Genomic DNA, 21422 nt, shown 5'->3' with positions numbered 1-21422 from the left:
AGTTTGTGTATGATCGCACTTGTAACGTTTTTAACGGGTCTTTTATTTGGCTTAGGGCTTGCTGTTTCTGAGATGACAAATCCTGCAATTGTACTTGGATTCTTAGACATCTTTGGCAACTGGAACCCATCCTTAGTATTTGTTATGGGGGGGGCTGTAGCAATAGGTATGCTAGGGTATCTCATTCGTAACCGCCGCACGAAACCTTGGTTAGCCGATAAATGGTATGTGCCAACGCGCCGGGATATAGATAAAAACCTGATTATTGGCTCCGCTATGTTTGGTATAGGTTGGGGGTTAAGTGGCTACTGCCCTGGACCAGGCTTAACGGCACTTACCAATAACCCAACCGAAGCGGTTTACTTTGTCGGAGCATTAATTGCAGGGGCTGGATTATTTCACTTTCAAAACCATCGAAAAAATAGTTAGAACACTATACAATCAGAGGCTCTTCGGGGCCTTTTTTATATCTTTAAAAAAGTACAAAAAATTCTTGACGCAGCGCACTTTGCATCATAAATTTCGCCTCGCGTCGTTGCTGAACATTTTCCGCACCGCTTCAACTGCTGCGCTCGTCGCTTAAGGCCAAATTGGCCGGATAAGTAACAGCCAAAAGTAGGATGGAGGGAGGTAAAGGCGTATTTTCGGATTATGTTTTTTCAAGATGAGGAGCAATGCGCCATGTCAATTGACGTTCATTCTTTTTACACACCAGAGCAATTCAACCGTATCAAAGCGGTTGCTGATACCAAAGAAACCCCCTTTGTTGTCATCGACACACAGATGATTGACGAGGCTTATACTGAGCTAACAAAAGGCTTCCCTACAGCCGATGTGTTTTACGCCATCAAAGCTAACCCAGCACCAGAGATTTTACGTCTCCTTCGGGATCGCGGCTCAAACTTTGATGTCGCTTCACGCTACGAATTAGACAAGCTGTTTGCTATTGGCGGTATATCTCCTGACCAAGTCAGTTACGGTAACACGATTAAAAAAGCGGCGGATGTTCGTTACTTTTATGAGCAAGGTGTGCGTATGTTCGCGACTGACTCAGAAGCGGACCTTCGCAACATTGCAAAAGCCGCACCTGGTTCACGCATTTACGTACGCATTTTAACGGAAGGCACTGTATCCGCTGACTGGCCTTTGTCTCGTAAGTTTGGTTGTCGCCCAGACATGGCCATGGATCTGTTGATTCTTGCTAAAGAGCTTGGCTTAGAACCCTACGGTGTGTCATTCCACGTAGGCTCCCAGCAACGTGATATCGGCGCATGGGATGCCGCAATCGCGAGTGTTCGCTTTATCTTCGAACGTCTTAGAAAAGAAGACGGTATCGAATTACAAATGATTAATATGGGTGGCGGTTTCCCTGCTAACTACATTAGTCGAACAAATGACTTAGCAACGTATGCTGAAGAGATCACGCGCTTTCTTGAAGAAGACTTCGGCGCAAAAATGCCACGCATTGTTCTTGAGCCAGGCCGCTCACTGATTTCTAATGCCGGCATTTTGGTCAGTGAAGTGGTCTTGATTTCACGTAAATCGCATACAGCATTGAACCGCTGGATTTTTACCGATGTCGGTAAATTCTCTGGCTTGATTGAAACACTGGATGAATCCATTAAGTACCCTATTCATGTTGAGAAAACGGGGGAACTTGAGGAAGTTATTATCGCAGGGCCCACCTGTGACAGTGCAGACATCATGTACGAACATTACAAGTATGGACTGCCACTAAACCTAGCTATTGGCGATCGGTTGTACTGGCTATCCACAGGCGCTTACACAACCACTTACAGCGCGATTGAATTCAACGGTTTCCCACCATTGAAGTCGTACTGCATCTAATTTAGTGCCCTACTTCACTAAAGTAATACCAAAAGCCCCTCTGGTTTTTACCTGAGGGGCTTTTTTGTCTTCATTCGGTATTTTTATCCTTTTTTGAACGTAGTAATCTAATGACTACCCATTCAATGCAGCAAGGATTCGTCGTGTCCCTTATCGTTTCAGGCCTCTATATTTACCCCGTTAAATCTTGCCAAGCTGCTCCGCTTCAAGCATCTCCAGTCACTCAAAGCGGCTTGCTATTTGACCGACGCTTTATGGTTATCAATAAAGAAGGTCTATTCCTAACCGCACGAGAATACCCACAATTAACGCTGATTGATGCCAAATCGGTGCAACATGGCCTAGTATTAACGCACCCGAGCATGAGCAATCCTCTACCTTTAGAGATTGAGACGTTTACAAATGAATATCGAGAGACCGAAATATGGGAAAAGCCTGTTTCAGCGAACATTACCCATCCTTCAGCAAATGCTTGGTTTAGCGAATTACTGAATCAACCGGTTGAACTTGTGTATTTTGGTGAGCATTCGACACGCTTTACCAGCCGCAGACCTGATCAGCCAGTTGCCTTTGCCGACGGCTATCCGTTTCTGTTGACTACCCAAGCCTCATTAGATGATCTAAATAAAAGCGGCCCCCAAATAAACGAGATGGAACGCTTTCGGCCCAATATTGTTATCTCCGGCAACGAAGCCTTTAACGAAGACACATGGAAACGCATACGTATTGGTGATGTCATTTTTGAAAATGTGAAACCCTGCGTAAGGTGCCTTTTCATAACATTAGATCCTGATACTGCTGAACGTAGCCCAAAAGGTGAACCACTTCGAACTTTAGCAAAATATCGCTTATTTGATAAAGAAGGCGTTACTTTTGGGGTCAATCTTGTGACTGAAAACGAGGGAGTAATCGCGGTTGGTGATGAGGTCGAAATACTTGAATATCAAACACCATACGCTTACACAGATAAGCGTTAATGAGATGTTGCTTACGCAGTTTATACATTTAAATTGAACAATGAATTAGTTTGATTACGGTTTGAAACGAAACTCTATGGAAAGTATATGGTTAATTGCTGGGTTCAAGCATAAGCTTAATTCATAGGGAGGTGATTGTTATGAATACAGTCAACGCTAAAAACTGCCCTTACGATCTCAGCCCAGAGACGTTAAAGACAGGATCAATATTTGGTGCGCTTAGTACTTCTTCTATTGAATATTTAGTTCATAGAGGAGACCTAATAGAGCTTAAAGCTGGGGAGCAGCTTTTCAAAGATGATGACAAAGGCGACAACTTTTACGTCATTATTGAAGGCACCCTCTGCTATTACCGTGATAGCGATGATGCATCATCACTTATTCGTAGAGTATCGTTTGGGCAAGCGCTTGGGTATGTAACAATGATTTCACTGTCATCCCGCAACGGCCATGCCGTCGCAGAAACAGATTCAGTGCTATTGAAAATCGACTACAACGTGTTTGGTGAATTCCACGATCGCTTCGCGTTCGATTTTGGAATTTTGATATTAAATCTTTCACGAGATATGGCTCGCAACGTTCAAGTATTGAGCCGTACACTGGCCGACGCTGGTATTAGCGTTGATTTAAGCAAACATTAAAATAGCTTATTTCTCTGCAGCAACAACAGAGATTTCTACTAACAATTCAGGACGCGCCATTCTAGCTTCAACGCAAGCTCTTGCTGGCGCGTGACCTTCGGGAACCCACGCATCCCAAACAGCATTCATCGCAGCGAAGTCTTTCATGTCTCGTACATAAATGGTTGCTGAAAGCATGTGCTCGCGATCTGAACCTGCTTGCTCAAGTAAAATATCTACTTTATCGAGCATAGTTTGCGTCTGTTCAGTGATATCCGTATTGGCATCAGCCGCCACTTGACCACATAAAAACACTATACCATTATGCTTAACAATACGACTCATGCGCTGGCTGACTTCTTGACGTTCAATGCTTGACACTGGCTTTCTCCATTAAGTTAAAAAGCCTATCTTAACAGGCAAAATACAGTTTATTAAACTGAAATCTATTGGAAAGCAATGCTATAACACTGCAAAGATAAACACTGGAAGCTGAATCGACTATCTCTTGCCAAGTTTTCTGCGGCCTATTAATATTCAAGGCCTTTTTGCGCTTTAATACCACGCTTGAAGGCATGCTTTATTTCTTTGATTTCGCTGACCGTATCAGCTAGCTCAATCAGCTCATCACTCGCACCGCGGCCAGTTACAACTAAATGCTGCATCAATGGGCGATTCATAAGCGCTTTCAGCACATTGTCGGCATCAAGGTATTCGTAATGCAACAAATACGTCAGTTCATCTAATACAACCAGATCGTATTCTTCATCTGCCAATAGAGCTTCTGCTTTCGCCCAAGTTTGAACCGAACTGGTAATATCTTGTTCACGATTCTGACTCTCCCAAGTAAAGCCCGTATCCATTATATGCCACGTTACGCTCGGGTGGGCTTTGAAAAAGTCGATCTCACCGGTGTTCCACTCACCCTTAAGAAACTGCACAACACCTACCTTCATATTGTGGCCTAACGCACGTGCCACCATACCTAATGCCGAGCTAGACTTACCTTTACCGTTACCCGTTAATAGCACAAACGTACCCTTCTCTTCTTGGGCTTTTTCAATGCGCTTATCAACGTGCTGTTTGATTTTTTGCATGCGCTCGGCATGCTTCTCTGGATCATGAATTGCTTTAGCCATAGCTCTACATCCTCTTAGCTTGTTGCTTAATACTTTCTAACCATAAATTTAATATGTTTTTTACGATTAATTTCTTTTCATCCCAAACCCTTGCAGCGAAGGCACCCGATAAACTGTATCGAATTGTTAAGCATACCGCTGAAGACGACTCTTCAATAAACGTAAATGACCAATTCTCATGATGTCTACAAAACAGACATCGAAACGAACTCTCGAAAGTAAGCAATTTACCCGGAGTCGATTCAACCACTTCCGCAACCAATGATAACGGTCCTCGCAATGATTGAAGCGTTAATTGCAACTTTGAGCCGGTATGGAACCCCAAGCTCGCTTCAAACTTCTGAAAAGCGCGGTTCCATTGATATTGAGTAGGAGACGTTAAAAGATCCCAAGCCATAAGGCTTGGGATCGGCAGCAAGACATTTGCTTGCAGAGAGAAAGGGGAATTAGATGCGGTCATCCTCTGGATCATATCCTAAATTAGGTGCTAACCAACGCTCAGCATCGTCTTTGCTCATACCTTTGCGCTCTGCGTAACTATCCACTTGGTCTGGACCAATTTTACCAACACCGAAGTAATTACTTTCTTCGTTACCAAAATACCAGCCACTGACTGCAGCCGTCGGCAACATTGCATAACTTTCCGTGAGGTTGATACCAGTCTTTGCCTCCACATCTAGCAGCTGCCATAACTTGTCTTTCTCAGTATGATCAGGACAAGCTGGGTAGCCCGGTGCAGGTCGAATCCCTTTATAGCGTTCTTTAATCAGCTCTTCGTTTGTCAAAGACTCATCCGACGCGTAACCCCAAAGCTCTTTACGTACTTTAAGGTGAAGGTACTCAGCCGTTGCTTCTGCTAATCGGTCAGCAACCGCTTTAATCATAATCGAATTATAGTCATCATGATCGGCCTCAAAACGGGCGACAATCGGGTCAATCCCAAAACCTGCCGCACATGCGAACGCACCAATGTAATCATTACCCTGCTCTTTTGGTGCTACGAAATCAGACAAACACTGGTTATATTTGCCAGCGGCTGTCAGCTCATTCTGATTACGCAAAAAGTTCAGGCGCATCACTTCACTTTCACGACTTTCATCGGAGTAAATCGCAACATCGTCATCATTGACCTGATTCGCTGGGAACAAGCCAACAATTGCTTTGGCGTCCAACCAACCTTCATTAATAACCGTAGCCAACATTTCTTTAGCGTCTTGAAACAAGCGCGTTGCTTCTTCACCAACAACGTTATCCGTTAGGATTCGAGGGTAAGCCCCCGCCAACTCCCACGTTTGGAAAAATGGCGTCCAATCAATGTAGTTCTGCACTTCATTAAAATCGATGTCAGCCGCGTCGAACACCGTGACACCCAATTTGTTTGGCGTTTTGATGCTTGAGAAATCAATGGGCGTTTTATTTAAGCGCGCTTTATCAAGCGATACGCGACGCCCTGCTTTGGCACGGTCTTTATAACGTATACGTGTTTTTTCATAATCGTCTTGAACTTCGGCAATAAACTTCGCACGACGCTCTTCATCTTTGGTTACCAAGGCGCTGGCAACGCTAACACTGCGCGACGCATTGGTCACATGGACAACTTGGTTGTTTTTATAGTTTTGCTCGATCTTAACGGCGGTATGGGCTTTAGACGTTGTCGCCCCACCGATCATCACAGGGATATGGAAATCTTGTCGTTGCATTTCTTTAGCAACGTGCACCATTTCGTCCAAGGAAGGTGTGATCAAACCAGACAAACCAATAATATCTGCATTTTCTTCTTTCGCAGTACGCAAAATCTTTTCAGAAGACACCATGACACCCAGATCAATCACTTCAAAGTTATTACATTGAAGGACCACACCTACGATGTTTTTACCGATATCGTGCACGTCGCCTTTTACGGTGGCCATGATAACTTTACCAGCACTGGATGACGCCGTTGACTTGTTACGCAGCTTCTCTTCTTCGATAAACGGCATCAAGTAAGCGACCGCTTTTTTCATAACACGTGCGGATTTGACCACCTGAGGCAAGAACATCTTACCGGAACCAAATAGATCCCCCACTACGCTCATGCCATCCATCAATGGCCCTTCAATCACCTGTAGCGGTCGATCAAACAGTTGTCTAGCTTCTTCGGTATCATCATCAATGAATTCCGTGATGCCTTTTACTAAAGCGTGAGTCAGACGCTCACCAACGGGTAAACCTCGCCACTCTTGCGTTTCTTTTTCAACCGCTTCGCCCGTGCCCACAAACTCACCTGCAATGGCCAGCAAGTTATCCGTTGCATCCGGCGTACGGTTCAATACAGCATCTTCTACCGCGTCACGCAGACGCACAGGAATGTCTTCATAAACGGCTAACTGACCAGCGTTAACAATACCCATTGTCATGCCATTTTTAATGGCGTGATACAAGAATACTGCATGAATGGCTTCACGAACTGGATTGTTACCACGGAACGAGAAGGACACGTTCGATACACCACCAGACACTTTGGCATACGGCAGTTCGCGTTTAATATCCGCTGTCGCCTCAATAAAATCCAATGCGTAGCGGTTATGCTCCTCAATACCCGTTGCGATGGCAAAGATATTTGGATCAAAAATAATGTCTTCTGGCGGAAAACCAACTTGGTTCACTAAGATATCGTATGAACGACGACAAATTTCGATTTTACGCTCGCGTGTATCGGCTTGACCTACTTCATCAAAAGCCATCACGATTACCGCGGCGCCATACTTCATCAGCAGCTTGGCTTGTTCAATGAACTTTTCTTCGCCTTCTTTCATACTGATCGAGTTCACAACACCCTTACCTTGGATGTTTTTTAAACCCGTCTCTAAGATTTCCCACTTAGAGGAATCCAGCATAATCGGCACACGAGAGATGTCTGGTTCAGAGGCAATCAACTTCAAGAAGCGTTCCATGGCCGCCTCTGAATCCAACATACCTTCGTCCATGTTGATGTCGATGATCTGAGCACCGTTTTCAACTTGCTGGCGAGCGACATCTAGCGCTGTATCAAAATCGCCTTCTTTAATAAGGCGTTTAAACATCGCTGAGCCGGTTACGTTGGTTCGCTCACCTACGTTCACAAACAAGCTTTGATCACTGATATTAAAGGGTTCAAGACCAGCAAGGCGACATTCTTTAGGAATATCTGGAATTGCACGAGGCGCTGCATTTAAAAATGCATCAGCAAACGCTTTAATGTGGGCAGGCTCAGTACCACAACAGCCACCAATGATATTCAAGAAGCCCGAATCCGCCCAAGACTGAATTTCTTCCAGCATTTCTTCTGGCGACTCATCGTATTCACCAAAGGCATTTGGTAAGCCCGCATTCGGGTGAGCTGAGACGTAGGTATCAGCGATATTGGATAACTCTTCCACGTATTGGCGAAGATCTTTAGGCCCCAAGGCACAGTTAAGACCCACGGATATAGGTCGTGCGTGAGATATAGAGTTCCAGAAGGCTTCGGTTGTTTGCCCCGACAGCGTGCGCCCTGATGCATCGGTAATGGTACCGGAAATCATAATCGGGTAACGCATATTGTGATCTTCAAAGTATTGCAGCGCAGCGAAGATCGCAGCTTTCGCATTCAACGTATCGAAAATGGTTTCGATCAATAATAAATCGGCGCCACCTTTGATTAAACCATCAATCGAAGTGGTATAGGCATTCACCAGCTCATCAAACGTTACGTTACGATAGCCAGGATCATTGACATCTGGCGAGATGGTGCAAGTACGGCTGGTAGGTCCCACTGCACCGGCTACGAAACGAGGTTTATTTGGGTTTTGTGCGGTGAATTCATCCGCTGCTTCACGAGCTAACTTCGCAGCCTCAAAATTAATTTCATAGCTGAGTGATTCCATATGGTAATCAAGCATTGAAATGGAGTTGGCGTTGAACGTATTGGTCTCAATAATATCTGAGCCCGCTTCAAGATACGCTGAATGAATCGCCTTAATGACTTGAGGCTGAGTTAATGACAGTAAGTCATTGTTGCCTTTTAATTCACTATGCCAATCGCTAAAGCGCTCGCCACGATAATCCTGCTCTTCAAATTTATAACTCTGGATCATGGTACCCATACCACCGTCCAGAATTAGGATATTATCTTTTAAACGACTTTCGATAACGTCATACGAATCAGACTTAACCACTGTCACTACCTCTAAAATTTATGCGAGCGTACTATAGCAAACCCGCACCCTTAGTGGTTGAATTTTAGTAATGGCAAGTTGAGTGATTGTGGATCAGTGGCGCGATCAAGCATGGCAATTGCTTAGACGCGTCTTTCAGAACGATTGCTTTGACCTAACTTTCCAACAGCAAAGCCTAACAGCAAGCCACCCAAGATTGCAGCTCCCCAAAAGCCATATTTATTAAGCCAATCAGTAGAAATCAACTCGACACTTTCAGTGTCTCGGTAAATCTTACGCAAGATAATTTCACCGTCATAATTCACTTCTTGTGTAACAGAAACATTCATGGTTGCATTGGGACGCTCATTTAAACCACTTAAACGCCAACGAAAATTCAGCTGACCTTGATTAAGAGTGGACTCGGCTTCAGCGGCACTCATCATATTCAATGCACTGTCGACAAACAGCTCGGCGTAATAAGTTTGGCCTTGCACAGGGCTCGCCACATCGGCTGACAACTGTATTTCAAACGTATCATGAAGATTCGCAGAGGTCGGCAGCGACCAGCGAACATTGGTCAGCTCGCTTTTAAGTTGGTTTTGAAGTGATAAAACTGCTCCTTCAAAGGGAATCAAGTTGTTCACTTGATTCTCAAGCAAGGCTTTTTCTTCGGCCTGCACAGAAGATTGAGCTTGTAGTGTTTTAATTGCTTGGGCAGAGGAATCATTGCGCGCTCTAAGCTCTGCGAGTTGAGCCATCATTTGCTGTTTTTCGGCTGCGCTTGATTGCAGTTCCTGAGCCAAGCTCTCAGCCTTGGTTTCTTGTGATGCCAATTTCTGTTTAAGCTGTGCCAACTCACGTTCAAGCTCACGATTGCGCTGCGCTGCGGTTTGATAGGTAGACTCCAGTGATTGCAGCTGATTACCCAAATCATCCTCTTGACGCTGAAGCGCCGCTTCTAATTTCACGACATCGGATTGGTAGCCTGAAATCAAATTGTTTTGCGCCGACAGTTCAGCCTGCAATCGCGCTACTTTCGCTTCTAATTGCGCGCTATTATCATCCGCCTCGGGGGCTGAATCATCCGCCGCAATAACAAGCCGCCCTTTTCGGTGCAACTCGGCATTTTGATTTTGCAACGTATCAATAACATTGCTTTGTACGCGAATTTTGTCCCACAGTACTTGGTGCTGAGCACGCGCCTCTGACAATGCACCACCAAGCGTCAAATTCTCTTGCCCTAAGGTGTCCAAGGTTTCAGCTAACTGGAGATTTTTGTCTTGCAGCATTTTATACTGACTTTTAAGGTGCGCATGCTCAACAGAAAGATCTCGATAATCTTTTGACAAAGCAAAATGCGCGCTGTCTAACGTTCTGAAGCTTTTATTAAGCTCCATAAAATCGACTTTACGCTCTGATATCGTCTGTTGAGCAATCTGAACGTCATTTTCTAAACGCTCAATTTTAGCTGTGAGTCGATCGTTCTCCAAGCGCAGTTGATTATACTGAATTTCCAAGGCATCACGCTCAGCTTCGATCTGACGCATCTGAAGTAGCAAGCTGGCTTCTTTATCTCCCTGCATTAACTGAGAAAGCTGGCGATCTTTATCATCTAACTTAGCCGTCAAACGAGCCATTTGATCGGCATTCTCAGTTAATTGTTGACGCAATGCTTCCATTTCAGAACGATTATCTGAAGATGAAACATGTTCGGAAGTATTTTCAGAAGCCGCTGGCACAGAATGCAACTTGGTTTGTTGAACAGCGCTGTCTTGATATGTTGTTTGGGTGCTACAGGCAGATAAGGCAACACCTAAAGCGACCGGCACAACATAGCGATATGGCTTTTTCATTATTATTACTCCCACTCCAGCTAATTTTCTTACTTCCGAAAGGTATTCATTTTATTGTAGTGTGCTTACTTGACGTTTACCTTACAAAAAAAAGCGCTGGTATGACCAGCGCTTTTCTATTATTTAAGCAAGGCTTTTAGATACCACCTCATAAACATCTTTGGAGAGATCTTCTCTTGCGATTCGCTCCAATTCTGCTTTCATTTTCTCAGCTAATGCTGGCACCATGCGTTGCCAACGCGTCAATGGTGTACACAAGCGCGATGCAATTTGCGGATTACGCTTATTCATCAGAATAATTTGGTCTGCCAAAAACGCATATCCGCTGCCATCAAGGTTGTGGAACGTCGCCACATTCTGACCAAGACCACCCATCACCGCACGCAGTTTATTTGGATTCTTGATGTCAAAGTTGGGATGAAGCATTAACTGCTTGATTTGCTCAAGGCCGTTATCTTGTTCACGTGCAGCACTCAGCATTAGCCATTTATTAACCACTAATGATTCATGCTTCCATTGCTCGAAGAAGGCGTTTAGCAACTCATCTGCTTCCGCTAGTTCAAAGTGCACAATGCAAATTAATGCTGCAAACTGATCCGTCATATTATCCGCATTGCGGTACTGACGGACCGCCGCACTTTTCGCTTCAGCACTGCCTGATGCCACCCAGTACATCAAGGCGGCATTTTTCAATGAGCGCTTAGCGATTTGCTCAGCACTTGCTTGATAGTCACCAGTTACTGTGTTGCTTTCGTACACCTGTTTGAACTCGGTTTCTAAAGCCTGAGCAGCCAGTTGACGAAGGTGCTCGCGAGCCGCTTTAATGGCTTGCGGATCAATTTTAACGGCTAACTCAGACAAATAGGCTTGGCTTGGTAGTGACAAGATTAATGCCACCATCGCGGGGTCGAGTGTTTCATCTGCAAGCAATGATTTAAACCCGTCGACTAGACGCGTTTCAGTTGATAACGCTTCGCCTTGTTGGAACTGCTCAACAAAACCATTAAGTTCATTGACGGCCAGTTGCTGCGACGCACTCCAGCGGTTAAAACCATCAGGATCGCCAGACATCAATTGCAACAGCTGTTCCGTGCTGTAGGCATAATCCAATTTCACCGGCGCAGAGAAACCGCGCAGCAAAGATGGTACGGGTTTCTCTGATACATTCTCAAACACATAGGTTTGTTCAGTATCATTAACATGTAACACCACTTCGTCGGTACTTTGGCCGTCAAAGGTAAAGCTTAACGCTTGGTTATTCTGACCCACAAGCCCTACTTTCACCGGTACATGCAATGCTAACTTCGTCGGCTGGTTAGGCGTTGGCGGCGTAATTTGGTCAATGGTTAAATGGTATGTCTGGGCTTGCTCATCATAATGATCTGTGACCTGTAAACGAGGTGTGCCTGCTTGAGAATACCAACGCTTAAACTGACTCAAATCAACATCGTTAGCCGCTTCCATCGCATTAACAAAGTCATCACAAGTGACTGCTTGGCCATCATGACGCTCAAAATACAAGTCAGAGCCTTTGCGGAAACCTTCTTCTCCCAATAGCGTATGAATCATACGCACCACTTCCGCGCCTTTTTCATAAATCGTCAATGTGTAGAAGTTTGAAATCTCAATAAACGAAGCGGGGCGAATCGGATGTGCCATCGGACTGGCGTCTTCGGCAAACTGCGCAGTCTTCAAAAAAGACACATCTTCTACACGTTTTACGACGTCTGAATGCGTATCTGCAGAGAACGACTGATCACGGAAAACGGTAAAACCTTCTTTAAGGCTCAGCTGAAACCAATCGCGACATGTAACGCGGTTGCCCGACCAGTTATGAAAGTATTCGTGTGCAACAACGGCTTCAACACGTAAGTAGCCATCATCTGTCGTCGTCTCAGGGCTGGCCAATAAACAACTGGAGTTAAAGATATTAAGGCCTTTGTTCTCCATTGCTCCCATATTGAAATCATCAACAGCAACGATCATAAAAATATCTAAATCGTATTCGCGACCATACACTTCTTCGTCCCATTTCATAGAACGTTTTAAAGAGTCCATGGCAAAATCAACTTTGTCGATATTGTGTTTCTCGGTAAAGATCTGCAACGCAACCTTTCGACCACTCATGGTTGTAAAGCTGTCGTTCAACACTTCTAAATTACCAGCCACCAAGGCAAATAAGTACGCAGGTTTTTTGAACGGGTCATGCCAAGTAACAAACGTTTTACCTTCTTCAGTTTTGCCACGTGCCACTTCATTGCCATTTGACAGCATCACGGGATAACGTGACTCATCGGCAATAATGGTTGTGGTGAACACTGACATGACATCCGGACGATCTAGGTAATAGGTAATATGACGGAAACCCTCGGCTTCACATTGGGTACAAAACATTGAAGAGGAACGGTACAGCCCTTCAAGTTTGGTATTATTCTGTGGCTCGATCAGCGTCTCACAAGTTAGGACAAACTCATCAGGCGTTGCTGTAATTACTAGCTTGTCATTTTTAATTGCGTACTCTGCTTTGGGAAGCGTGTAATCATCAATCGCCACACCAATTAGCTTCACATCCTCACCGCCATTCAATTCAAGCGGCGATGTACGAGCCTTACTCTCAGGGTTACGACGCAGATGCAAACGCGAAGTAACAATCGTTTGTGTTTCATCTAAATCAAACGTCAATTCCGTTTTATCGATTAGAAAATTTGGAACTGTGTAGTCTTTTAAAAAAATTGCTGACGGTTGTTGCTCTGCCATGATTTGGCTCCTATAGCGTAAAGGCCGCTTCGTATCCGGTGTACTTCCGTAAGTTGATAACGCCTGTATCAAGCATCCAATATTGGCCCTTAATACCCATTAAGGTACCTTCCACTAGGGGCGTTTTTTCAGCATTGATACTTGTCACTTTGGTTGGGTATTCTAAAACAGGGTAGCTGAATTCGTGCGTCACGTTGTCGTCACCAAGCTCTTGTACGGCTTGCAATCCGAATTCATTCTGCAAGCTGTCTAAGCCTTCCCATAATCGATTGATCAGTCGCTCCTGCTCGGCAGCTAGATCAATGGTGAGATCACTGCCTTTCAGCATATTGCGCCAATTAGTTTTGTCTGCCACTTCATCTTTAAATAAGGTTTCTACCAAACCAGACGTACGACGGTTATCGACTAAAAACATCGCTCGTGCCTGAGTTGCACCCTGATCCAACCAACGAGTTGGCAATTGATCGCCACGCGTAATGCCAACTTTCAAAGCGGTTGTATTAGACAAATAAACATAGTGGCTCTGCATACAGAACTTTTCAGCCCAGTCCGGCTCACGGCATGTACCTTTGTGGTAATGACACTTTTCTGGACTCATGATGCACGTGTCGCAAGCTGCCAATTTTTTGAAACAAGGATAACAGTAACCTTGGCTAAACGATTTATTACTTGCTCGACCACAGTGGATACAGCTAATCTGACCACTAAACTGAATCGACACTTTTTGCCCAATTGCTTGTTCAAGAGGAAACTGCTCGTCACCCAATCTGAGCTGATAACTGACTTTGCCATTCGAATCAGCGCTGGCCATCATTTTTCTTAGATTACCATGCATCATTTTTTTGCATCCGGGTTGCTAACCCATTTCACCGTATCATGCTCGAGTGTTTCTTTCTTACTACCGCAACTACTGTGGACTTCTCGGTCAATATAGCCGACACGCTGCTCTTCAGGCTTATTCGTGTAGTCATAAGTAATGACAGCTTGCATGCAAAGCTCAGTTTGTTCTGGCGTCAGTTTTACACCATTCGGCCACTTCCCCAACTCCACTGCCTGCTTTAAGCGACCGTAGATTTCTGGGGTCATATTTTCGATCATATCTTTAAAATTCATAAGTCACTCACACCAAATTCATTGGTCACATCAATATTTTTTGAATAACTTCCATATCACGCTATAGAAACCCGCAAAGGCCAACCCTGATACCAAGCCCAATAAATGCGCTTCATTCGCCACAGACCCTAAACCAAATACTGATAGCACATCGGTATAACCGATTAACAACCAAACAATAAAAAAGGCCATCAACGGCTTTGAAATAATCACTGGCCAGCCATGAATCAGGACCGGCATCACCCAAGCGAATCCCACTAGTCCATATACTAATCCCGATAAACCACCGAACAAGGGGTAACCATTAATTAGGTACTGGCCAACATTACTGGCGATCATCACAAATACGGCAAAAATCAACCAGACGAAAGATCCCATCAGTCGTTCAATTTTTCGTCCCACTTCCCACACCCACAGTGCATTGAAAATTAAATGGGCCGCACCAAAGTGAATTAGGGCTGGCGTAATCAGCCGCCAATACTCACCTTTAGCCAATACTTCTGACAGCGGATCGAACTGAATTCGGTTTCCGATAATGTCAAAGGAGGAAATCGTAAACCATTCTAGAGTATCAAGATAATCACCAAGCCCTGTGACGAGGCCAACAACGGACGTTAGAATTAATAACGCCAATGTCATAGGGGATTTGTGCCAATCTTGGAAACTATTGAGGCGGGATTTTTTTACTTTGGGGCTGTCACTTTCTGACAGTGTCACATCTGGATCGTGTTGCCAAAGCTGCAGGATATTTAGCGCTTGCTCACTGTCCGAGGGGTCAAGGATCCATAACTGATCGTGACCGCTGGCTTGAACAATGCGATGACTGATTCGTTGTTGCCAAAGTAATTTACTGACATTCTGAGGGTGTTCATTGGCAGCGAATTCGTAGATTAAAACCATAGTTATAGCCCGCCCCTATTGGCGATAGCTTGATTGCCATCCTAGTTTAGTGCGACAAACATCATAAAAGTCATGATCTTTAGGATGTATCAAACGGATAAAGCCTTTACGACGTGTAATGTGAATTTCGTCACCCGGTGCAGCGGTAATATTGAGTTGCCCATCACAGCTCACACTTGGGTAAGTGAGGTTTGACTCACAGACTACGATGCGTATATTCGCATCGGCGTCAATCACAATCGGACGATTACTTAATGTATGTGGGTGCATCGGCACCAAAACCAGCGCATTAAGCTTTGGCAACATTATTGGACCACCGGCAGATAAAGCATACGCCGTTGAGCCTGTTGGGGTTGCTACGATCAAACCATCAGACTTTTGATTCATTACAAATTGATCGTCAATAAAGAGATCAAAACGAATCATACGAGCAGATTTGCCCGGATGAAGAACCAAATCGTTTAACGCGATGCCTTCGCCACTGGGACGATTTTGACGTTTAATCTTAGCTTCTATCATAAAGCGTTTTTCTTCTAGATACTCACCACGAAGAATCGGCTCTAATTCTTTCTCAAAATCAATTGGGGAAATGTCCGTTAAAAACCCTAAGGTGCCACGGTTCATACCCAGTACAGGAACATCGTAATCAATGATGGCTCTCGCCGCGCCAAGAAAACTACCGTCGCCACCAACGACCATGACTAAATCACAACGGTCACCCAATTCTTTCAGCGGCGCAGCTGAAATGTGAGCACCCGACATCATCGTCGCCAAATCTTCTTCCAGCACAGGCTCAACACCTTGCGCAATTAGAAAATCGGTTAAGCGTTTTACTGTTTCAAGGATTTGTGGCTTATCTAAGCGAGCGATAATACCAATTCGTCTAAAAAGACTCATTTAATCAATCTTTCCTGTCACTGATTTTTGCTCTCACCAGCACTTTTTGTAAGTACCGGCCATCTTTGCAGTTAATTTTGTATTGGTTTCAATTAATTAGAGATAAACCGAATTACGTCAGAATGTAACACGAAGCTACCATCTAAGCTATTATACAACCGATCAGACAATGTGAATTAACACGAAAACCGCACCGGATCACCGTAGGGCTGCTGATCTGTCTTCATTCCTAGCCACCCTTGTAACCCACCAGTATGAACAAATAATGTTCGTTTATGAGGCCAGAGGCCTTTTTTTTCCATTTGATAGACTTGGTACACCATCTTAGAAGTATAAACAGGGTCCAATAGGATGTTGGGATTTAACCTATAGAGTGTTTGCAGAAACACCAACAGCTCTTTGCTCATACGCCCAAAACCGCCATGCAAGCACTCGTCAAACGTCGTTAACTTTGCTGCCACTTGCAAACCAGCTTGCTGACATGACAGTTGGATATCCTCCGCAAGATTGCTCACCCCCTTCAATGCCGAAAAGACACTAAGTGAATCAATACCGCAAGCAGCAAACCCTGACGCCGTTACCGCGGTGCCACTGGCGACACAAAAGTGAGCCCCCTCTGCTTGTTGATCTTGGCTAATAACTCTTGCCCAATCCAAACAGCCTAGGACACCCAAAGCCCCCGCCCCACCTTCTGGCACCCAATACACATCAGAATAGTAAGCATCAACAATCTGTTTCATTTCTGAGGCCAACCCAAGGCGATAATCCTGACGACCACAGGGAAATAAAGTAGCCCCAGCTGCTACAGCAGTCCTAAGTGTAGGCGTCAACTCAGCCCATGTTTCGCCACGCACTACAATCAGAGGCATAACCCCTAACGTCTGACAACGAGCAACAAACGCAGCTATGTGATTTGAGTGCGGGCCACCAAAGGTAGCAACATATTGACAGCCTTCACTTAAGGCCTTTTGCAAATGGTATTTCAGCTTATGCTGTTTATTCCCAGGCGCAATATTACATTCCAAATCACCACGATAAATCAAGAATTCCTTACCAGAATCATCAACCTGATCAGGCATTACCAATGAATCAAAACGCACAGCCTCTCCAAATAAGTCGCTAGACAACAAAAACAAATAAAAATACGTCGCTTTATGAATACAAAGAAGGTTGTTATGCGTATTTTTTCATCTAATGCCCACCAATACACGTACTTTCTTTGTTAGAATGATTTCGCAAAGGTTGCACACATCGGAGAACACTACATGATTCCTAAATTGTCTGAAGTCTCGCCAGTACAAGCTAAATACCTCGCATTTATCGAGCGCTTGAAGACTTCAGGATTCCAAGGGGACACAAATCCAGATTATGCCAATCGAGTCGTACTTTCGACCGACAACTCAATCTACCAAGTCCTACCCCAGGGCGTTATTTATCCCAGCTCAGTTGCAGACATTCAACTGCTAACTCGCCTTTCTAATGAAACAGAATTTCACGGCATTGTTTTAAGCCCTCGCGGCGGCGGTACGGGCACTAATGGACAATCTTTAACAGACGGTCTTGTGGTGGATTTATCCAAACACATGAACAAAATCCTTGAAGTCAATGTCGAGGAAGGCTGGGCCCGAGTCCAAACAGGGGTGGTTAAAGATCAACTCAATAAAGCAGTCGAGGCGGATGGTTTATTCTTTGCGCCAGAATTGTCTACCAGCAACCGAGCGACCATTGGCGGGATGATTAATACTGACGCGAGCGGACAAGGCTCGGTCATGTACGGCAAAACCCGTGACCATGTACTGGAATTAAAGACAGTACTATTAGATGGTGAATTAATCAGTAGTGCTGCTATGGACGAAGATGCTCTCAACAGCATTAAGCAAGGATCAGACTACGCTGCTCACGCGCACCGTGTGATTGATACTATAGCGCAGACCAAACAAACCGCTATTAATGACACCTTCCCAGAACTGAACCGCTGCATGACTGGTTATGATTTGGCACACATACGTGACGATCACGGCCACTTCAACCTTAACAACATCCTTTGTGGTTCAGAAGGAACACTTGGCTTCATCGTAGAAGCAAAAGTTAACTTACTCAAAATTCCAACCTTCGCAACTTTAGTAAACATTCGCTATAACAGCTTTGAAGCCTCCTTACGTCACGCCAAAGAGCTACTTAATGCTCAACCAACATCAATTGAGACGGTTGACTCTAAAGTTTTGGGGCTGGCTAAAGGCGATATCATTTGGAATTCCGTCGCAGAGTTTTTCCCCGAGCAACCAGGTGAAGACGCTCAAGGCGTTAATCTTGTTGAATACACCGGCGACAGCGAAGCTGAAGTGGCCGAGCGTGTAAAAGTTTTGACCGATCGACTGGATGCACTCAGTGCTGATCCGAATGCAAGCACTCTTGGTTATACCGTTGCAAACGGTCACAATAACGTCAATAAAATCTGGGGGATGCGCAAAAAATCCGTTGGTTTACTAGGTAACGCCAAAGGTGAAAAACGCCCCATTGCCTTTGTCGAAGACACGGCCGTGCCACCAGAAAATCTTGCTGATTACATCATGGAGTTCCGTGCTGTGTTAGACAGCTATGGCGTTACCTACGGCATGTTTGGTCATGTAGACGCGGGGGTTTTACACGTTCGACCAGCACTCGATTTAAAAGATGAGTCGCAAGAGCCAATGATTCGTGACATCACTGATAAGGTGGTGGCATTGACTCAAAAGTACAATGGATTGCTTTGGGGTGAACACGGCAAAGGCGTTCGCTCTGAATACGCGCCCGCTTTTTTTGGTGATTTGTATCCGAGCATCCAGCAAATCAAAGGCGCATTTGACCCGCGCAACCAACTCAACCCTGGTAAAATTGCCACTCCCTTTGAGCTCGGCGCAGATTTGCTAAAAATCGATGAAGTTCCTATGCGCGGACAACTGGACCGACAAATCCCATTAACTAATCGCGATCAATTTAAAGAAGGCATGTACTGTAACGGCAACGGTGCCTGCTTTAACTTTGATCCTAACGATGCCATGTGTCCGTCATGGAAAGGTACACGGCAACGCATTCACTCTCCTAAAGGACGCGCTTCATTGATGCGCGAATGGCTGCGAGGCATGAGTGAACAAGGTGTTGATGTTCGTAAAGAAAGCTATAAAACACGCCACACCAGCTTTCTAGCGAGTTTCGTTCCAAGATTGCGTAATACGCTGGCCAAACGAAAAGGCGAATACGACTTTTCCAATGAAGTTCATGAGTCCATGATGGGCTGCTTAGCCTGTAAGTCGTGTGTTGGGCAATGCCCTATTAAAGTTGATGTGCCTGAGTTCCGCGCCAAGTTTTTAGAGCTGTATTACAGCCGCTACCTTCGTCCAGCAAAGGACTATTTTGTAGGTTCATTGGAATACATGATGCCAACAATGGCCATCTTTCCGCAACCATACAACTGGATGGTCGGCAATCGTTTTACCAAAGGCTTAATCAGCAAGATTGTTGGTTTCGAAGACAGCCCTAAGCTATCAAAACATAATTTAAAACGTGAAATGTCTCGTCGTGGTATTCGCTTGGCCACACCTCTGGCCATTGAAGCCTTAAGCCCAAAAGACCGTAAACGGGCGGTAATCGTCGTTCAAGACGCCTTCACAAGTTATTTTGAAACAGAACTGGTGTTAGATGTCATGGAGCTGTTAAGCCGGCTCGGCTTTCAAGCCTACTTAGCGCCGTACCTACCAAACGGCAAGCCTCTGCATGTACACGGCTTTCTACGCCCTTTTGAGAAAGCCGCTAAAAAGAACTTGGACATGCTTCAAAATTTAGCGTTTTATGGGCTCCCCATGATCGGTATCGATCCATCTATGACACTGACGTATCGCTCCGAGTACGCTAAGACATTCGGCACCAGCCGCCCCATCCCTAAAGTTCAATTGATGCAAGAATGGCTGGCAAACCAATCTACCCATTTAGAAAAACAAGCCATTTCTGTGAAAGACGATACATTTCATATGATGGCTCACTGTACCGAGAAAACAAATGCAGCGCCGTCTATTAAAGACTGGCAAAGTGTTTACGAACTATTGGGGCTCAAACTGGCCGTTGAAAATGTCGGCTGCTGTGGTATGGCAGGCACTTATGGCCATGAATCCAGTAACAAGGCCACCTCTGAGACAATTTACAATTTGTCATGGAAAGAGAAAGTGAACGACCCTGCACTGCATAACAAATTGGTTGCAACCGGTTATTCTTGTCGCTGTCAAACTAAGCGAATGGATGACATTAGCATTAAACATCCAGCTCAAATACTGTTAGAACATATAAAAGCTGATTTAGCTTAACGAAAAAAAACCGTATCATGCCACTAAAGACCAGACATCCGTCTGGTCTTTTCTTTTTCAAGAAGAGATTAGCAATGTCCTTAGTATACGAAACGCAGGATGAGCACGGTGTCATTCGCGTATTTGACGATGGTAAATTTCGCACACTGTCATTTGCCGATGGCGACGAACAAAGTCGCGTGCAACTTAAGCAGCCACATGTACTGCAACATGAATATACTCAAGCCATGTTATTGGCGTTAATTGACCGCAAGCCAAAACGTGCCTGCGTATTGGGATTAGGGGGTGGCGCACTAGTCCACGCACTGAGTAAAGCCGTGAGCGGCATACATATTACGGCAGTTGAGCTAAGACCAGAAATTGTGAGCATTGCAGAAGAATTCTTTCGCTTACCCAAAAGTAAACGGATAGAAGTAATTACCGACGATGCTATTGCGTTCGTTGAAAGCAATAAGTCAAAGAAATTTGATATTTTGTTTACAGATTTATACCAACACTTTGGTATGGATAAACGCGTCGCAACGCAGTCTTTTATTGAGCACACAAAGACTCAAATCAAAGACGGCGGCATGCTAGTACTTAACTGCTGGGAAGAGCACCAATATCAGCTCGACTTAAAAGAAACTTTGTTGGAACAGTTTAATACTGTCACAGCATTAGACACAGGCTGTGGCAACTGGGTTGTATTTGCCACCAACGCTCCGCATAGCTTAAATCTAAAGCAGCAGAAAGATGAATGCGCACAATTGAGCCAATCATTGGGTTTTCCACTCACTAAATGGCAAACTCGTTTAGAAGAGGTTGTGTAACCAACCCCCTCTTCT

17 protein-coding genes are annotated in these 21422 nt (G+C 44.8%); 6 read left to right on the top strand and 11 right to left on the bottom strand.

Features of this window, described 5'->3' with window-relative positions; genetic code table 11:
• Positions 1-9 precede the first annotated feature (9 nt).
• From ACPUEK_RS11975 to ACPUEK_RS11960, 4 genes are all read left to right on the top strand, one after another.
• A complete protein-coding gene (locus ACPUEK_RS11975; RefSeq protein ID WP_425640897.1) occupies positions 10-429 on the top strand; it encodes a DUF6691 family protein in 420 nt (139 codons plus the stop codon).
• 252 nt (positions 430-681) lie between these two features.
• Positions 682-1848: a type III PLP-dependent enzyme gene (locus tag ACPUEK_RS11970; protein WP_067220059.1), complete on the top strand. Its 1167-nt coding sequence runs from the start codon at positions 682-684 to the stop codon at positions 1846-1848.
• Between the two features lie 143 nt (positions 1849-1991).
• Positions 1992-2825: an MOSC domain-containing protein gene (locus tag ACPUEK_RS11965; RefSeq protein WP_425640896.1), complete on the top strand. Its 834-nt coding sequence runs from the start codon at positions 1992-1994 to the stop codon at positions 2823-2825.
• Positions 2826-2965: 140 nt separating this feature from the next.
• Entirely contained in the window at positions 2966-3466 is a 501-nt protein-coding gene (locus ACPUEK_RS11960) for a Crp/Fnr family transcriptional regulator (protein WP_425640895.1), read from the top strand.
• A gap of 6 nt (positions 3467-3472) precedes the next feature.
• Here the strand turns inward: ACPUEK_RS11960 and ACPUEK_RS11955 are convergent, their stop codons facing one another.
• From ACPUEK_RS11955 to ACPUEK_RS11905, 11 genes are all read right to left on the bottom strand, one after another.
• Positions 3473-3790, bottom strand: coding sequence for a RidA family protein (locus ACPUEK_RS11955; protein ID WP_425643035.1), 318 nt, complete (start codon positions 3788-3790; stop codon positions 3473-3475).
• A gap of 185 nt (positions 3791-3975) precedes the next feature.
• Entirely contained in the window at positions 3976-4584 is a 609-nt protein-coding gene (gene cobO, locus ACPUEK_RS11950; RefSeq protein ID WP_067038213.1) for a cob(I)yrinic acid a,c-diamide adenosyltransferase, read from the bottom strand.
• A 4-nt stretch (positions 4585-4588) separates the two neighbouring features.
• Positions 4589-5044 (bottom strand): hypothetical protein, encoded by a 456-nt coding sequence (locus ACPUEK_RS11945; RefSeq protein WP_425640894.1) that lies wholly within the window; start codon positions 5042-5044, stop codon positions 4589-4591.
• Positions 5031-8759: a methionine synthase gene (metH, locus tag ACPUEK_RS11940; RefSeq protein ID WP_425640893.1), complete on the bottom strand. Its 3729-nt coding sequence runs from the start codon at positions 8757-8759 to the stop codon at positions 5031-5033. Before metH ends, ACPUEK_RS11945 begins: the two co-directional genes overlap by 14 nt.
• Before the next feature lie 122 nt (positions 8760-8881).
• Positions 8882-10594 carry a hypothetical protein gene (locus ACPUEK_RS11935; protein ID WP_425640892.1) on the bottom strand — a complete coding sequence of 571 codons (1713 nt, stop codon included), beginning with the start codon at positions 10592-10594 and terminating at the stop codon, positions 8882-8884.
• Between the two features lie 123 nt (positions 10595-10717).
• Complete coding sequence (pepN, locus tag ACPUEK_RS11930; protein WP_425640891.1) at positions 10718-13351, bottom strand: aminopeptidase N; 2634 nt, start codon at positions 13349-13351, stop codon at positions 10718-10720.
• Positions 13352-13361: 10 nt separating this feature from the next.
• On the bottom strand, positions 13362-14189 hold the full coding sequence (locus ACPUEK_RS11925) for a DUF2797 domain-containing protein (RefSeq protein WP_425640890.1): 828 nt from the start codon (positions 14187-14189) through the stop codon (positions 13362-13364).
• Positions 14186-14464 (bottom strand): YeaC family protein, encoded by a 279-nt coding sequence (locus ACPUEK_RS11920; protein WP_067038219.1) that lies wholly within the window; start codon positions 14462-14464, stop codon positions 14186-14188. The genes ACPUEK_RS11925 and ACPUEK_RS11920 overlap by 4 nt, the downstream gene beginning before the upstream one ends.
• 30 nt (positions 14465-14494) lie before the next feature.
• Positions 14495-15364 carry a rhomboid family intramembrane serine protease gene (locus ACPUEK_RS11915; protein WP_425640889.1) on the bottom strand — a complete coding sequence of 290 codons (870 nt, stop codon included), beginning with the start codon at positions 15362-15364 and terminating at the stop codon, positions 14495-14497.
• 15 nt (positions 15365-15379) lie between these two features.
• Positions 15380-16261 carry an NAD(+) kinase gene (locus tag ACPUEK_RS11910; RefSeq protein ID WP_067220014.1) on the bottom strand — a complete coding sequence of 294 codons (882 nt, stop codon included), beginning with the start codon at positions 16259-16261 and terminating at the stop codon, positions 15380-15382.
• Between the two features lie 176 nt (positions 16262-16437).
• Positions 16438-17361, bottom strand: coding sequence for a 1-aminocyclopropane-1-carboxylate deaminase/D-cysteine desulfhydrase (locus ACPUEK_RS11905; RefSeq protein ID WP_425640888.1), 924 nt, complete (start codon positions 17359-17361; stop codon positions 16438-16440).
• 165 nt (positions 17362-17526) lie between these two features.
• Here ACPUEK_RS11905 and ydiJ point away from each other — a divergent pair, with 165 nt between their 5' ends.
• Both ydiJ and ACPUEK_RS11895 read left to right on the top strand, forming a co-directional pair.
• Positions 17527-20598, top strand: coding sequence for a D-2-hydroxyglutarate dehydrogenase YdiJ (gene ydiJ, locus ACPUEK_RS11900; RefSeq protein WP_425640887.1), 3072 nt, complete (start codon positions 17527-17529; stop codon positions 20596-20598).
• Between the two features lie 74 nt (positions 20599-20672).
• Positions 20673-21407 (top strand): spermidine synthase, encoded by a 735-nt coding sequence (locus ACPUEK_RS11895; protein WP_425640886.1) that lies wholly within the window; start codon positions 20673-20675, stop codon positions 21405-21407.
• Positions 21408-21422: the final 15 nt, after the last annotated feature.

The sequence above is a fragment of the Marinomonas gallaica genome, assembly GCF_049821165.1.
GTDB classification, from domain to species: domain Bacteria; phylum Pseudomonadota; class Gammaproteobacteria; order Pseudomonadales; family Marinomonadaceae; genus Marinomonas; species Marinomonas gallaica.
Note: the sequence above shows the minus strand (reverse complement) of the source record. Positions and strands in the feature narration are given on the sequence as shown.